Raw genomic sequence first — 14540 nt, 5'->3', positions numbered from 1 at the left:
TGCTCAAAATTAGTAACCAGGAATTATTTTGAGCAGCATTCTTCTCAACAGCCGTCGTTATTGGATCAGCCAACTGGGACTGCAGGGCAAATCCGCAGGTGAGCAGGATTACGCACTACTGAAAGCGGGTACCATCGCCCCCGTGGGTAATCTGCGTATTAAAGAGTCTCTGCCACAGCTTCCTGTGAATAGCACTCTGCCAACCCGGCGTTTTTCCGCAGAATGGGCTATTGAGCGCGACAGTGATTTTCTTGAATACGCACAGCAGATGGGCGCGGCCAGCGGCGGTGCAACGGGTGCAGGCGGGGAAGCGCCAAAATTATTGTTACGCCGGAATGCACAACAGGAAGTGTGGATAGATACCTGGCAAGACGATCCTTTGAATCAGGATACCTCTTATCTCGTTAAATATCCGCGTGGTGCTCGCAGCCCGATTGATTGCGATATTCTGCGCGCCGAGTATCACTTCTATCATGAACTTCAGGCACTGGGCATAGACACTATTGATACCAGGCAAATGCTGTTGTGCGAAGGCACACGTTACCCATCGCTATGGCTACCACGATTTGATATAGCGTTCGTTGAAAACAGAAAAGTCCTGTATGGACTGGAATCCGTCTACTCACTGGTGCAAAAAGCGCCGGGAAGCTATCTCAACCATTTCGACATCATTCACTGTCTGATAGAAAAGTTGAATTTGGCAGAGGCAGAACGCGAATTACTGGTTATTGAATGGGTTAAACGCGACATGCTGAACATTGCCTTTGGCAACTCCGATAATCATGGCCGTAACAGTGCTATTTTGAAAAAACCCAGCGGTATGTGGCTTGCCCCCGTTTACGACTTTGCGCCCATGAAAGCCGATCCTGAAGGTGTGGTTCGTACTACACAATGGGGCTCACCGTATGAAGAAGGCGGTCATTACAACTGGCATCTGATTGCACAACGTCTGAACTATCTGGTCTCTGAGAAAAGGTTACTGGAGGCGCTACGTATACTAGCGAAAAAGCTGACTGGTCTTAAGGTGCGCCTGGCGCAACGCGGTGTGCCTGCGTCAATTCTCGAAATGCCCGGCGTTGGCTTCAATTTTCTGGATGAGCGCATCGCAGGGTGGAAATTATGATGAAAACCATGACGCCGTTTGAACGTGAAGCGTTATTCCTGGCGTTATTACGTCAGTCGATTGAAGAAAAAGCCAGCCACGGCAAGTTACTTATGCAACTCCGCAAACAGGTGCTGGGATTTTCACAGGATCGCTATGCGGCGCTGGCTGGCATCAGCCGGCGTACCCTGTCAGATATCGAACAGGATAAAGAGAGCGTAACCCTGAATGTGCTGAATCGCGCTTTCAGGCCGCTGGGGCTGGAAATGGGTGTGTTGCCACAACAATCTCACATGCGGCAAACGCTGATTGCGCTGCTGGCTCAACAGGGCGCATCCCATGACCACCCATGAAAAACTTATCGCCCTGCTCGACCAGCACGGCGCTCAATATCGCCTGCTGGAGCATGCAGCGAACGGGAAGTGTGAAGCAGTGGCGGCTTTGCGAGGTACAGAGGTGGGCCAGGGTGCGAAAGCGCTGGTGTGCCATGTCAAAGGTAACGGTATCAAGCAATATGTACTGGCGGTGCTGCCGGCCGATCGGCAGGCGGACCTGAGTAAAGTGGCGGCTGCGGTGGGTGGACGTCGTGCCTCGCTGGCCTCCCCGGCAGAAGTGGATGCCCTGACCGCCTGTGTATTTGGGGCGATTCCACCGTTTAGCTTTCATGAAGATTTACGGCTGGTAGTCGATCCGCTGTTGTTTGAACGCTATGGCGAAATCGCGTTTAATGCCGGAGTGCTGGAGAGATCCGTAGTGCTGAATATTAACGATTACCAGCGGCTGCATAATGGTAACGTGATGAAAATAATCCTCTAATTGCCATCCGCCACCGCGGGGGGTACTCTCGGAATACCCGCTTTTACAACAGAAGAACCCGTTTATGGCACACTCCCGTTTTACCGCGCGTCTGCGCAATACCGCAGCGCTGGCGCTGCTGGCTGGCTGCGCTTTTGGCGCGCAGGCAAAGATTGATCAGGTGCGTTTCGCGGTTGATCCGACCTATCCGCCGTTTGAGTCCAAAACCCCGCAGGGCAAGCTGGTGGGGTTTGATATCGATCTGGGCAACGCGCTGTGCGCGCAGATGCAGGCCAAATGCATCTGGGTGGAAAGCCAGTTTGACGGCATGATCCCGGCGCTGAAGGCGCGCAAGTTTGACGCTATCCTCTCCGATATGGGCGTGACCGAAGAGCGCCTGAAGCAGATCGACTTTACCGAACCGATGTATGACACGCACGTGCAGCTGATAGCGCGTAAAGGCTCCGGCCTGCTGCCGATCGCAGAGTCGCTGAAGGGCAAAAGCGTGGGCGTGGAACAGGGTACGGTGCAGGAGCGTTATGCGCGCGCTAAATGGCAGCCGCACGGCGTCAATGTGGTGCCGTATGGCGACCAGGCTCAGGTGGAAAGCGACCTCATCTCCGGCCGTCTGGACGCGGTGTTTACCGACGCTGCGCAGGCGGCTATCGGTTTTCTGAAACATCCACAGGGGAAAGATTTTGCGCTGGCCGGCCCGATTGTGCAGGACCCGCTGATTGGCCCTGGCACCGCTATCGGCCTGCGTAAAGGCGACACTGAACTCAAAGCGGCGCTCAACGGCGCGTTTGATGAGCTGAAGAAAAACGGCACATTTGACACTATCCAGAAGCGCTACTTCGCGACAGATATCTCTGTCCAGCCGTGAATCTCCGGCGGCGCGTTTGCCGCCGCTTTTTTAACGGAACTATACTCTGTTCAGTCACCTTAACAGGCATGCGCGCTACTGCAGCCTCAGAAACAGGACACCGGCCGCCCTATGCAACAACAACATCATCCATTACTGAGCGCCTCGCTGGGCACCCAGCGAGAGATAGTCAGCTTTCATTTCGGTACCGACTCGCAAAAGCGCGTCTATATTCAGGCCGCCCTGCATGGCGATGAGCTGCCAGGTATGGCGGTTGCCTGGTATCTTAAACAGAAGCTGCTGGCGCTGGAGTCCGCCGGCAAGCTGAAAGCGAAAATCACGCTGGTCCCGGTCGCCAATCCGCTGGCGCTGGGTCAGCACTGGCACGGCACGCATCTGGGGCGTTTTCATACTCTCTCTGGCCAGGATTTTAACCGGCGCTTTCCGGCGCTGGGTGAGAAGCTGGCCGCTGAACTGGCGGGGTCTTTGACGCAGAGTGAATATGAAAACAGACGCCTGATCCGCGATGCCATCGACCTTTACTACCGCGATCAGATAGCCAGAACCGAGCTGGAGTCGCAGCGCTATACCCTGATGCGTATGGCAAGTCAGGCCGATCTGATGATCGACCTGCACTGCGACTGGGATGCGCTGCCGCATCTCTATACAACGCCTCACGCCTGGTCTGAAGTGGAACCGCTGGCGCGCTGGCTCGGCAGTGAGGTGCAGCTGCTGGCGCAGATTTCCGGCGGTGAGCCGTTCGACGAAGCGTGCTGCGAACCCTGGCTGACGCTGGCAAAACGCTTTGGCGATGACTACCCGATGCCGCGCGGTCTGCTGCCGGTGACGCTGGAGCTGCGCGGCGTCGCCGATGTCTCTGCGGAACAGGCGGAAAAAGATGCCGATGCAATCATTAATGCGCTCACCGAAAGCGGCTATATCAGCGGCGATCCGGGCGTCTCTCCTGCCCTGCGCCATCCGCCCACGCCGCTGGCGGGCTGTGAATATATTCATGCGCCCTACTCCGGCCTGCTGCTGAACCGGCGTAAGCTGGGTGAGTGGATTAAACCGGGGGAAGTGGTGGCAGAAGTGATCGATCCGGTCAGCGACCACATTACGCCGCTGGTTGCTGAGTATGGCGGCGTGCTCTACGCCAGAAACCTGACCAAATTTGTCACGTCCGGAATGCTGGCGGTGCGGCTGGCGGGGGAAAGTGCGGGACGCAGCGGTGAGCTGCTGGTGATGTGACGGCATAAAAAAACCGGCTCAGGGGCCGGTTTTTTTATTTTAGTGACGACTGCGGTAGTTGCTGACGATGCTGCGGCCAATCACGATAGCCGAACCCAGCACGCCGCCCAGGATCAGGGCTAACAATACGGTAAGGGTCTTTTTCGGACTGTCGCGGCGAATCGGCAGGTCAGCTTCAGCGATATAGCGGAACGACTGCAGGTTGTCTGCCTTGATGGTGACGTGCGTAATAGAGAGCAGCGCGCGCTCGGCACTGTAATAGTCATCATCAAAATCGAGCGGCTTGGTCGCTTCATTGGTTACCATCGCCCGTAACGGTTCACTGCCCAGCAGATAGAGCGTGTCATCAGAGAGATACTCTGCCTGACTCAGCTGTGATTTTGCGAGGCCGGCCGCTTCCGCCACCTTCAGCGCCTGATTAATCACATCAAGACGATGCTGTTTTTTGTTAATGGCGATCTGCTTGTGCGCATCCAGAATTTCTTTCAGCTCTTTGGCTTTTACGCCCAGGCTATGTTTTAGATCCTGACCATAATCGCTGACGACTTCATTATTTACAGTCGTAAGATACTTTTTCAGCTGCGCCTGCGCTTCTTTTGCGCTCTGCGCGACAAAAGAGATAGTCAGCGCATCATTACTACCTTTATTCACCTGGTTGATTTTTAATGTTTCAGGCTCTTCCTGATTTGCCAGGGCGCCAGCGAGCGCATTCATTGAGGCGCTAAAGCGGCCAAATAGCTGGTTTTGCAGATCGGTAACTGACGGTTTTTCCTGGATGTTTTGCGCATAAAGCACGCTCAGCGTGGCGTTATAGCTGGCAACCTGTCCCGCTGAAGGCTGCGTAACAATGGCCTCAGACGTCCATTTTTCCTTCGCCACGCTTAAATAGACAATGCTTAACAACATCGTCACTACCATCGTCACAATAATTATCCATTTGCCTTTCCACAGCTGGACAATTATGTCGAGCAAATCTATTTCATCATTATTGTTTGAAGCCAGAACGCCCGGATCGTTATTCAGTCCGGGCTTATTGTTTGCATTCATAAATTCATTACTCGCCAATCATTATCAGCATAAAAAAACACCTCCCGGACGGGAGGTGTTAAGGACAGTTACTCTAACCACTCGGTGTGGAATACACCTTCTTTATCGGTACGCTTGTAGGTATGCGCACCAAAGTAGTCGCGCTGCGCCTGAATCAGGTTAGCAGGCAGCACCGCTGAACGGTAGCTGTCATAGTACGCGATAGCTGCGGAGAAGGTCGGGGTCGGGATGCCGTTCTGTACTGCATAAGCCACTACATCGCGTAGCGCCTGCTGATACTGGTCAGCGATATCTTTGAAGTATGGCGCTAACAGCAGGTTGGCGATATTGGCATCGGCAGCATAGGCGTCAGTAATTTTCTGCAGGAACTGTGCACGAATGATGCAGCCGGCACGGAAAATTTTCGCGATTTCACCATACTGCAGATCCCAGCTGTACTGCTCTGATGCCGCACGCAGCTGTGAGAAGCCCTGCGCATAGGAGACAATTTTGCCCAGGTAGAGTGCGCGACGCACTTTCTCAACGAACTCCGCTTTATCACCGCTTACTGCCTGCGCCTGTGGACCGCTCAGGACTTTAGAGGCAGCAACGCGCTGCGTTTTCAGTGAAGAGAGGTAGCGGGCAAATACAGATTCAGTGATCAGCGACAGCGGCTCACCCAGATCCAGCGAGCTCTGACTGGTCCACTTACCGGTGCCTTTGTTTGCTGCTTCATCCAGAATCACATCAACCAGGTAGTTACCTTCTTCATCTTTCTTGGTGAAGATATCTTTGGTGATGTCAATCAGGTAGCTACTCAGCTCGCCGTTATTCCAGTCGGTGAAGGTTTCAGCCAGCTCTTCATTGCTCAGACCCAGCGCACCTTTCAGCAGCGCATAAGCTTCAGCAATCAGCTGCATATCGCCATATTCGATACCGTTATGCACCATCTTCACATAGTGACCCGCGCCGTTCGGGCCGATATACGCCACGCAGGCGTCGCCATCTTCTGCACGGGCAGCAATCTTATCAAAGATAGGAGCAACCAGTTCATAAGCTTCTTTCTGACCGCCAGGCATGATAGAAGGGCCTTTCAGCGCGCCCTCTTCACCGCCGGAGACGCCGGTACCGATGAAGTTAAAGCCCTGCTCGCTGAGCTCCTGATTACGACGGATGGTGTCTTTATAGAAGGTGTTACCGCCATCAATCAGAATGTCGCCTTTATCCAGATGCGGCGTCAGCGATGCGATAGTTTTATCTGTCGCTTCACCCGCCTGCACCATCAGCAGAATACGACGCGGTTTTTCCAGCGACTCAACAAACTCTTCTACGGTGTAAAACGGAGCAAGTTTCTTACCCGGATTCTCAGCAATGACTTCATCGGTCTTTTCGCGTGAGCGGTTGAAGATAGAAACGGTGTAACCACGGCTTTCGATATTGAGAGCCAGGTTACGGCCCATTACTGCCATCCCTACTACGCCGATCTGTTGCTTAGACATCGTTATCTCCTGTCATTTGGTATCGCTTATAAATGAACATGCAAGTGCATATCAAACTAGCAACAATATACTACAAAAATTTAAAAATTACTTGAATGCTAATAGGATATTATTTCCTAAATATTGCACGCCAAGCATAAAAAGTAAAACACTCGATAGCTCTATGCAAACTAAGTTTTTCAATATCCCTATAAATTTGCCACTGCCTTTTACACTTCTTAAGCTTATTCCTAGATATAGAATTTGGTAAGATTCTATAAAAAGTTAAGACCTCATTAATCAAATAAGCTCTGCTTCCGCCTTTGAGCAATTTAAGCCACAACGCATAATCCTGGCCCGTTCTAATAAGTGGCATGAAAAAATCATCAAATGATTCTTTTTTAAACATTACAGTGGAGCATCCGAGGGTTGCCTTTTTTTTCAACATATCCTGATAGCTGAAACTAATATTTTCACCTTGCAAATCCACAGTCTTACCTAAAGAGTGACCTGAAGAGTCAATTGTTGAAAAAGCAGTAAAAGAAAAAGATATTTTATTGTTTTTCATAAAAGCAATCTGTTTTTCAAGCTTGTCAGGCAACCACAAGTCATCACTATCCAAAAACGCTATAAATTCACCACTTGCTTTACCTATGGAGTTGTTTCTAGTTACAGCAGCACCTGAATTAAAATTATTTTTAAAACCTTTTATTCTCGAGTCTTTTTCTTGATAACTTTCTATGATATCAAATGTATTATCTGTAGAACAATCATCTGTTATAAGCAACTCCCAATCTGGATAACTTTGACTTAATATAGACTCAATTGATTGCACTAAGGTATCACTAGAATTAAAAGTGGGCATTATTATTGAAATAGTATCTTTCATTTACACATGCTCTTTTTGAAGATAATTTTTTGCAACCCAAAAAAGTTAACACTCTGAAGGAATTGTTTGTCATTAAGATCAGCTAAGACATTTAACTTTTCTAAACCTTTTGTAAGTGAGGTTATAACCAGTGGGTAATGATTGACCTTATCTTGAATCAAATATGAGTCATATCCATTTGCAAATGTAGTGAGTTTATACCAGATATCATCAGCAAAAGGGCATAAATTTGAGATAGCTTTAAAATCTGATATTCTTTTATCAAGTGAACGCAGAGGATAACATATACCAGATACACCTGTTGGCAAAATAGCATGCTCTTTGTTATCAGAAACTTTAGCTAAGGGCCATTTTTTATAAGAAAGAAGATCATTACTAAAATTATCGTAACTAATCACTCTTGCTCGATTGCATAAAACATGAGATAGAAATTTAGGGTGCTCTACAAAATTCTTCATCCAATTTTTAGGATATAAAACATCATCATCGGCAGTAACAACATGAGTATATTTAGCATTACTTTCATCAAGCATGAATGATAATTTTTTATATGATTTAACATCCTGCTTAACTCTTTTTATCACCAAGCCGCGCTTTTCCTGCTTCATTAATATCCAATTGGTTATCAAAGAACACTTATCGCCTTCGTATATCCAAAGATAAACCGCGGCTGGCTTTACAGATTGGGATAATAAAGTTTCAATAGTAATGAATACAAAATTGAATCGCCAACCATAAGTAGTTAAAGAAACCGCCAAATCATTTCTTTTCTCTTTTGATGATTCGTTTGAATATATGGCTCTCAAGGAAAATAAAAATGTCTTAGCTATTGAAACAAGTGCGAACCTGGTTTTTTGTAAAATTCGCATCAGTTAAAATCCTTCATTGAGTATTCGCTCAAATTCAAATTTATCTACACTATTTAACCTGATGGCATCCTTGAAAAGCTTAAAAGCAACAGATAAAGATTTATTAATGCCGATTTTGTTTATATAAATTAGGTTTATAACAATCTTTGATAAGGAGGGCAGCAACCAGATATACCAAATAAGACCTAGATGATCTTTCATGTTTACAAGCCTGTTAAGATAATGAATATATGCTTTACGTAATAACCGCTCAGGGCTCCCTGTGATACTTGAGCCTACTTTATGAAATATGATAGATTTCGTATTGCAAATCATCTTTGCTTTTAACTTAAGTAGTCTTAACGAAAGTTCTATATCTTCTTCACCAAAAAAAAACTTTTCACTAAAGCATCCTATCTTGGAAAAAAAACTTGTCTTAAACAGGATACAGCAACCAGTAGCAAAGCTTATTTCAAAAGATTCAGCAGGAAAAGAAACATGATTTACATCTTTCTTTGCAAAAAAATATTTCCTTTTCCCAAATTTATTTAATATCCCTCCGCAATTCCAAATAATATTTCTATCATAGTCATATCTGATTTGCGGGATGACTGCATCATGGTGAGTTAAAGAATCCAGCAACGGCTCAAGAAAATCATTTTCTACAATTGTATCATTATTCAAGAAGAGAATATTTTTATACCCCATCTTTTTTGCAAACATAGCGCCTATATTGCACCCACGAGCAAAGCCATGATTTACACTCGATCTCAAAAGCCTAACACCTTGGCCTCTATATGCTTTTAATGATATCAATGATAAGTTTTTGAAAAAATCATCATTGCAATTTAAGCTTTCACAGTCACCATAAACATCTGCAAAAGAATCTTCCAGATTTACATAGTCTGTGTAATTTGAATTATTATCAAGAACGAAAATGTCAGCTTTATTTTTCAATAAACCAATCGATAAATTTAAGCTCTTACAGCACTCGATGGTGTCATGAGAACCGTTCCAATTAAGTATAATGATAAGTGTTTTTTGTTTAATCATTAAATTATAAACCGATTAATTTGAGGTTAACTAGATAAAAATATAAAAATACCCATGATGAGAGTATTAAATGCGCAAGAAACTTTGGTTTAAAAAACGCAGCTATTCGTGGCAATGAAAAAATAAATGATACCGCATAAAGCTCAAAAGACCTTGAAGCTAATACTGGAACTGAAGAGCATAAATAAAACACAGTAAGCATAAAGCTAAATAACTTTAAGAATATAATATCTTTAGCTTCAAGCTCATCTTTTTTGTATGTGCAGAAAATGTATATAAGGAAAAAAGAAAAAGCTGATAATGTGAACTTACTGAATATATTTACATTATCGAATCGACCAAAATCCTGCGCTCCTAATGTATAAGTTATACCCTTTGTTGCTAAGGGTTCAGGTAAAAGCTTGAATACTTCGATTAATAATGAATTTACATCTCCAATAAGAAGCACAAAGCATAATGCAGCGAATGGACACAAAAAGACAAAAGCTTTGTTTATTTTTCTTGGAGAGAAAAGCATTAAAGGTATTAAGATTACTGCACTGAAATGGCAAAGCATGGCAAGTGCTATTTTTAAAATATACGATTTTTTATTAGATTTAACTAAATCAGGAATTGCAAGTAAATATAATGCAGCTGCCAAGCCCACTCTAATTTGCGTCATTTCATGCAATATATAAAACATGCCAGCATAAACAATGAAAGATAAGTATATATTATCTGAATGATTCTTTATAGCATATGCTTTTATTGTAATACTCAATAACGCATAAAATAAAAATATCACCTCGGGATTCTTGTTAAACAAATATTCAGAGGCATATGAAAATAATAAAAACACAGGCTCTTTTATGTTATATATGCCATTGTAAATATTCAGCACTTCACTATAATATGTTATCGAATCATTATCTAATCCTGGCGTTCTTAACCCAGCTATAAGAATTAAGGTGAACATAAATAAACAGAAAAAAAATAGACTTTTACTGACTATTAATGAGCATGTTTTTTTTTGTGTCATTTTTACTGGCTCGTCACGGTCAAATAAAAAAATCTTTTTCTAACTCTTCAAACGACAATCCATTTTTATCTTTTTCGGATAGAAAAAACTCTGCGCCTAGCGGCCATTCAATACCGATGCATTCATCATTCCATTTTAAACATCTATCGTTTTCAGGCGAGTAATAGTTTGTAGTTTTGTATACAAATTCCGCCGTTTCACTTTTAACAATGAATCCATGAGCAAAACCTTCAGGGATCCAGAGTTGCTTCATGTTTGTAGATGATAAGTAGACTCCAAACCATTGTTTAAAAGTAGGAGATTTTAGCCTTAAATCTACCACAACATCATATACTTCACCATTTATGCATCTAACTAACTTTCCTTGAGCCGCTGGTTTTTTTTGAAAATGTAATCCTCTTAATACACCTTTTTTAGATTTTGAATGGTTATCTTGCAAAAAAACAATGTCTTCTCCCACCGCTTCATTGAAATCTTTTGAGTTATAGCTTTCAAGAAAGAAACCTCTTTCATCTCCATATACTTTAGGTTCTAAAATTAATAAACCTGGGATATCTGTTTCTATAATATTCATTAAACACTCTTTAAATTCACATTCGGGTTAGATAAAAGGTCTATACTAATCAAAAAAAATCAATCATTTCTTCTGTGCATATTTTAACATTAAGAATAGACTTTTGATGTTCTTGATTAATATGTTCTAAAACTTTGTGTTTCGTTTTTTCTGCCCAAATTTCTTGCTCAGCACTAAATCCGTATGATATACCGAACCTGTCGGACTCATTTGGGTACCATGAAATCAATGATTTGTCTTCGCTGGGTACCACGTAGGACTTACAACCGCACATGATTGCAAATATAGAATAAGCGGTATAATCATCGTAACTTATAAATATTTTCGTCCTTTTAAGAATACTTGCAGTTTCATGATGAGAAAGACCATCGATTTGAACAGCATTGCGACTATGAACAAACTTTTTGTTCTTTCCTTTTCTAATCAAGTATGAACATTCGATGTCGCGAGTAATTGATGTTTGATTGACATCATTATAAACATCTATAGGGTAATAAATAACCTTAAGCTCATGACTTGAAAGCTTGGAATCCTTTAAAGTGAAATCATCAATAGCAGAGTTAAATTTGTAATACAATTCACCTTTTCCATATTTTATATATTTAGTATGAAACCCTGGTTGATGCAAAAACCAGCGCACAACATTATTTATTTTTAGTGGATTCCCGTTTATTATTTCTGGATAAATTACTATACAGTCATCCGGAAAATCCTCACTATTCCACACAGGAGTATCCCAAACATCATTAATTTTGTATGCTTTTTTATTTTTCAGTTCCCATTTTATTTTTGAAAGTATCTTTTTTAAGGAGAAGGCACCATAAGCTAATGGATCCATTTTTACTAAATACGCATTATGATTTGTATGCTTATTAATAATATGACAAAGTCTATGTAATACTATAGAGCCTCCACTATTATCGTTATAGGAGTTAGCATATATATAAAATTTCATTTCAGCGCTCTCTAAATCTATAATTTGGTAAAATATTACTTACAAATCTAACATATAGATAACTTACAGCTAATCCAAAAAGGCCAATGCATAGCAAAATAAAAAAATCAGCTACTCTTCCTTGACCTAATAATGAGAGCTTATTAATAGCACTCATAAGAAAGTACTGCATTATTGCTAACGGTAGCATAACCAAATATATAATCTTTGCACCGTAACTAAAGTATTTATTGAGATTGTAACCACCCCACAAAATGAAAAGCATCGTTGTGTTAATGGCAAAGAACTTTGAAGTTCCAGCACCTAAATAAATCTTTGCAATATAAACATTAGCAGGTATTACTAAAACCGCAAATAAAGCATAAATATATGTATGTGCTTTCAACCTTCCAATGCTATAAAGCAAAAGGAATATAAAGTTAGAAAATATCGCAGAAATGCCTCCAATAAACAACCATGGCAAGTACTGACTAACTTTTTCGGAAAGAGTCATACTATTACTCCAAAGCAAAACAATTTGCTTAGAGTATACAAAAAACATTGAACTTAAAGGGATAGTTATAATAATAATAAATGTTAGTGAATTAAAATAAAAGCGACTGAAATTTAAATAATCTTTTTCAAAGTAGCACTTGGTAAGTCTCGGTTGTAAATACTGATTAATTGGGTCGCTCAAAATCGCAAGAATACCTATAATTGAAAGCGCTACACTATAAATTCCATACTCGCCCAAATTCATATATTTAGAAAGCGTAAGTTTATCGGATTGATTAACTGCAACCCATAACAATGATAAACTTGATAATTGAAATGCAAAGTATAACATTTTGCGTAATGAAGTTTTTTTAACTGCACTCACACTGTTTTCGTTATCTAAAATAATTAATACTTTTTTATTGGCCCTTTTACTAAAAATATAGTAAAGCATGGTAGTTATTAGTGCGGCCAATAGTTGAATGGTAAAGAAAAAAACTATACCTTTATTCAATAAAATCAGCAAAATCAAAGAAACAGGCTGCGAAATTGTTGTGTATATTAAATTTAACGTTGTTATTGTTATTTGGCTTTCACATGATAGGAGTATACTTCTAAAAGGGCCTTGCATATATCTAAGTGAAAATATACAAAACATTATTGTTAAACAAGTAGAAACAGTTTCCTTGTCCAAACTTGAATTTAACCATGTATTGCCATATTCCCTACTAATGTAAAACCCTGATATAGAAACAATAATACTTATTACAAAGAAAAAAAGAATTAACTTCCTATATACCTTTAAAAAATTACAATAACCTTCAAAGCTTTTTTTTGATATTATTGATTCCCTGGTTAAAACTCCACCAATCCCTGCATCCAACACACTCAAACATGCGATTAGTACAGAAAAGAAGCCTACTAACCCGTATGCCTGTAAACCAACCGCATTGATTAGATGCGGTATTAGCACTATTGAAACAATAGATGTGTAGATCCTTACGCTATAAATATATGCTAACGATCTAATATCTTTGCTCATTTTTTATCATACCAAAATAAAATAAAATTAGTCCCGAAAAAAATTAATTATCAAACTCGTGATTTTTTCCACTTGTTTTGTTGTTAATTCATAAAACAAAGGCAATCTCAAAAGACAATCAGTATACATATCGCTTATCGGTAGCTCTTCTTTATCATTATCTTTAATGTAAAAATCACTTTTGTTTAGCGATAGATAATGAAAAACAGCATGTACGCCATTATCTTTTAAATGCTCAATAAGTGCGCTTCTTACAACCTCTGATTTGCATACAATATAAAACATATGGGCGTTGTTGGTTGCAAAGTCAGGCACGTTAGGTAATTTTATAAATCCCTCAGTACTTAATTCTTTCAAATTTTCGAAATATTTATTCCAAATATTTTTTCTTCTATCCTGAATGTCATCTATGTTTTCCAGTTGCGCATATAAATAAGCAGCAATCATATCTGAAGGTAAAAAAGAGGAACCGATATCAACCCAGCCATATTTATTAACTTCGCCTCTAAAAAAAGAGGATCGATTAGTTCCTTTTTCTCTTATTATTTCAGCACGCTGTATATATTTATCATCATTTATTACCAGCATGCCACCTTCACCAGAAATAATGTTTTTTGTTTCATGAAATGAAAATGTTCCGAATGTTCCTATACTACCAAGAGGCTTACCTTTATAATAAGAATCTATGGCTTGAGCTGCATCTTCAATGATAGGTATTTGCTTTGCATTAGCAATCTCAACTATCCTATCCATATCGCATGCTATTCCAGCATAATGTACTATTATTATTGCTTTAGTTTTATCAGTTATTTTATCGCGAATATCTTCTGCAGATATATTTGGGTTTATTTCACAACTATCTGCAAATATGATTTTTGCTCCTCTTAATGCAAACGCATTTACCGTTGAAACAAAGGTATATGAAGGAGCTATCACCTCATCCCCTGGCCCAATATTGAGTAAGATAGCAGCCATCTCTAATGCATCAGTGCAAGAAGTCGTGAGTAGTGCTTTTTTAAATTTATATCTATCTTCAAAAAAATCATGGCATTTTTTTGTAAACTCACCGTCGCCTGATATCTTACCTTTACTCACTGCTTGAGAAATGTAATAAAGTTCTTTACCATAAAGATATGGTTTATTAAAAGGGATCATTTTTTCCTCTAATTAATAAAT

15 protein-coding genes are annotated in these 14540 nt (G+C 41.5%); 5 read left to right on the top strand and 10 right to left on the bottom strand.

Annotated features, from left to right (window positions below; translation table 11 throughout):
* Window positions 1-28 precede the first annotated feature (28 nt).
* The 5 genes from FS690_RS01180 to FS690_RS01160 all read left to right on the top strand — a co-directional run bounded on the left by FS690_RS01180 (window position 29) and on the right by FS690_RS01160 (window position 4007).
* Window positions 29-1123 (top strand): type II toxin-antitoxin system HipA family toxin, encoded by a 1095-nt coding sequence (locus FS690_RS01180; protein ID WP_255471469.1) that lies wholly within the window; start codon window positions 29-31, stop codon window positions 1121-1123.
* The gene (locus FS690_RS01175) at window positions 1120-1455 is read left to right on the top strand and encodes a helix-turn-helix domain-containing protein (RefSeq protein ID WP_145338955.1); all 336 of its coding nucleotides are present in this window, start codon (window positions 1120-1122) and stop codon (window positions 1453-1455) included. The genes FS690_RS01180 and FS690_RS01175 overlap by 4 nt, the downstream gene beginning before the upstream one ends.
* The gene (locus FS690_RS01170; RefSeq protein WP_039385330.1) at window positions 1442-1918 is read left to right on the top strand and encodes a YbaK/prolyl-tRNA synthetase associated domain-containing protein; all 477 of its coding nucleotides are present in this window, start codon (window positions 1442-1444) and stop codon (window positions 1916-1918) included. The genes FS690_RS01175 and FS690_RS01170 overlap by 14 nt, the downstream gene beginning before the upstream one ends.
* 64 nt (window positions 1919-1982) lie before the next feature.
* Entirely contained in the window at window positions 1983-2780 is a 798-nt protein-coding gene (locus FS690_RS01165) for an ABC transporter substrate-binding protein (protein ID WP_145338954.1), read from the top strand.
* Between the two features lie 111 nt (window positions 2781-2891).
* The gene (locus FS690_RS01160; RefSeq protein ID WP_039385336.1) at window positions 2892-4007 is read left to right on the top strand and encodes a succinylglutamate desuccinylase/aspartoacylase family protein; all 1116 of its coding nucleotides are present in this window, start codon (window positions 2892-2894) and stop codon (window positions 4005-4007) included.
* 39 nt (window positions 4008-4046) lie between these two features.
* Here FS690_RS01160 and wzzB read toward each other — a convergent pair whose 3' ends face one another.
* The 10 genes from wzzB to rffA form a co-directional block, all read right to left on the bottom strand.
* Complete coding sequence (gene wzzB / locus FS690_RS01155; protein ID WP_104085176.1) at window positions 4047-5054, bottom strand: LPS O-antigen chain length determinant protein WzzB; 1008 nt, start codon at window positions 5052-5054, stop codon at window positions 4047-4049.
* 68 nt (window positions 5055-5122) lie between these two features.
* Complete coding sequence (gndA, locus tag FS690_RS01150; protein WP_039385340.1) at window positions 5123-6532, bottom strand: NADP-dependent phosphogluconate dehydrogenase; 1410 nt, start codon at window positions 6530-6532, stop codon at window positions 5123-5125.
* A 109-nt stretch (window positions 6533-6641) separates the two neighbouring features.
* Window positions 6642-7400 carry a glycosyltransferase gene (locus tag FS690_RS01145; protein ID WP_145338953.1) on the bottom strand — a complete coding sequence of 253 codons (759 nt, stop codon included), beginning with the start codon at window positions 7398-7400 and terminating at the stop codon, window positions 6642-6644.
* Window positions 7397-8269 (bottom strand): hypothetical protein, encoded by an 873-nt coding sequence (locus tag FS690_RS01140; protein ID WP_094111765.1) that lies wholly within the window; start codon window positions 8267-8269, stop codon window positions 7397-7399. The genes FS690_RS01145 and FS690_RS01140 overlap by 4 nt, the downstream gene beginning before the upstream one ends.
* A gap of 3 nt (window positions 8270-8272) precedes the next feature.
* Window positions 8273-9301: a glycosyltransferase family 2 protein gene (locus FS690_RS01135; RefSeq protein ID WP_145338952.1), complete on the bottom strand. Its 1029-nt coding sequence runs from the start codon at window positions 9299-9301 to the stop codon at window positions 8273-8275.
* 4 nt (window positions 9302-9305) lie between these two features.
* Window positions 9306-10319, bottom strand: coding sequence for an EpsG family protein (locus tag FS690_RS01130; protein ID WP_145338951.1), 1014 nt, complete (start codon window positions 10317-10319; stop codon window positions 9306-9308).
* Between the two features lie 19 nt (window positions 10320-10338).
* Window positions 10339-10893, bottom strand: coding sequence for a dTDP-4-dehydrorhamnose 3,5-epimerase (gene rfbC, locus FS690_RS01125; protein WP_094111762.1), 555 nt, complete (start codon window positions 10891-10893; stop codon window positions 10339-10341).
* A gap of 49 nt (window positions 10894-10942) precedes the next feature.
* Window positions 10943-11848: a WavQ gene (locus FS690_RS01120; RefSeq protein ID WP_094111761.1), complete on the bottom strand. Its 906-nt coding sequence runs from the start codon at window positions 11846-11848 to the stop codon at window positions 10943-10945.
* 1 nt (window position 11849) lies between these two features.
* Entirely contained in the window at window positions 11850-13364 is a 1515-nt protein-coding gene (locus tag FS690_RS01115; protein ID WP_145338950.1) for a lipopolysaccharide biosynthesis protein, read from the bottom strand.
* A 27-nt stretch (window positions 13365-13391) separates the two neighbouring features.
* Complete coding sequence (gene rffA / locus FS690_RS01110) at window positions 13392-14519, bottom strand: dTDP-4-amino-4,6-dideoxygalactose transaminase (protein ID WP_145338949.1); 1128 nt, start codon at window positions 14517-14519, stop codon at window positions 13392-13394.
* Window positions 14520-14540 lie beyond the last annotated feature (21 nt).

Origin of the sequence: Pantoea sp. PSNIH1 (genome assembly GCF_007680655.1) — a bacterium.
In the GTDB taxonomy this organism is placed as follows: Bacteria; Pseudomonadota; Gammaproteobacteria; order Enterobacterales; family Enterobacteriaceae; genus Pantoea; species Pantoea eucrina.
This window is presented reverse-complemented; position numbering and strand designations above follow the sequence as displayed.

Excerpts from the sequence above, each read along its gene's own strand:
- FS690_RS01175 (WP_145338955.1), top strand. The coding sequence starts at position 1,120 with ATGATGAAAACCATGACGCCGTTTGAACGTGAAGCGTTATTCCTGGCG.
- FS690_RS01170 (WP_039385330.1), top strand. The coding sequence starts at position 1,442 with ATGACCACCCATGAAAAACTTATCGCCCTGCTCGACCAGCACGGCGCT.
- FS690_RS01165 (WP_145338954.1), top strand. The coding sequence starts at position 1,983 with ATGGCACACTCCCGTTTTACCGCGCGTCTGCGCAATACCGCAGCGCTG.
- FS690_RS01160 (WP_039385336.1), top strand. The coding sequence starts at position 2,892 with ATGCAACAACAACATCATCCATTACTGAGCGCCTCGCTGGGCACCCAG.
- wzzB (WP_104085176.1), bottom strand. The coding sequence starts at position 5,054 with ATGAATGCAAACAATAAGCCCGGACTGAATAACGATCCGGGCGTTCTG.
- gndA (WP_039385340.1), bottom strand. The coding sequence starts at position 6,532 with ATGTCTAAGCAACAGATCGGCGTAGTAGGGATGGCAGTAATGGGCCGT.
- FS690_RS01145 (WP_145338953.1), bottom strand. The coding sequence starts at position 7,400 with ATGAAAGATACTATTTCAATAATAATGCCCACTTTTAATTCTAGTGAT.
- FS690_RS01140 (WP_094111765.1), bottom strand. The coding sequence starts at position 8,269 with ATGCGAATTTTACAAAAAACCAGGTTCGCACTTGTTTCAATAGCTAAG.
- FS690_RS01135 (WP_145338952.1), bottom strand. The coding sequence starts at position 9,301 with ATGATTAAACAAAAAACACTTATCATTATACTTAATTGGAACGGTTCT.
- FS690_RS01130 (WP_145338951.1), bottom strand. The coding sequence starts at position 10,319 with ATGACACAAAAAAAAACATGCTCATTAATAGTCAGTAAAAGTCTATTT.
- rfbC (WP_094111762.1), bottom strand. The coding sequence starts at position 10,893 with ATGAATATTATAGAAACAGATATCCCAGGTTTATTAATTTTAGAACCT.
- FS690_RS01120 (WP_094111761.1), bottom strand. The coding sequence starts at position 11,848 with ATGAAATTTTATATATATGCTAACTCCTATAACGATAATAGTGGAGGC.
- FS690_RS01115 (WP_145338950.1), bottom strand. The coding sequence starts at position 13,364 with ATGAGCAAAGATATTAGATCGTTAGCATATATTTATAGCGTAAGGATC.
- rffA (WP_145338949.1), bottom strand. The coding sequence starts at position 14,519 with ATGATCCCTTTTAATAAACCATATCTTTATGGTAAAGAACTTTATTAC.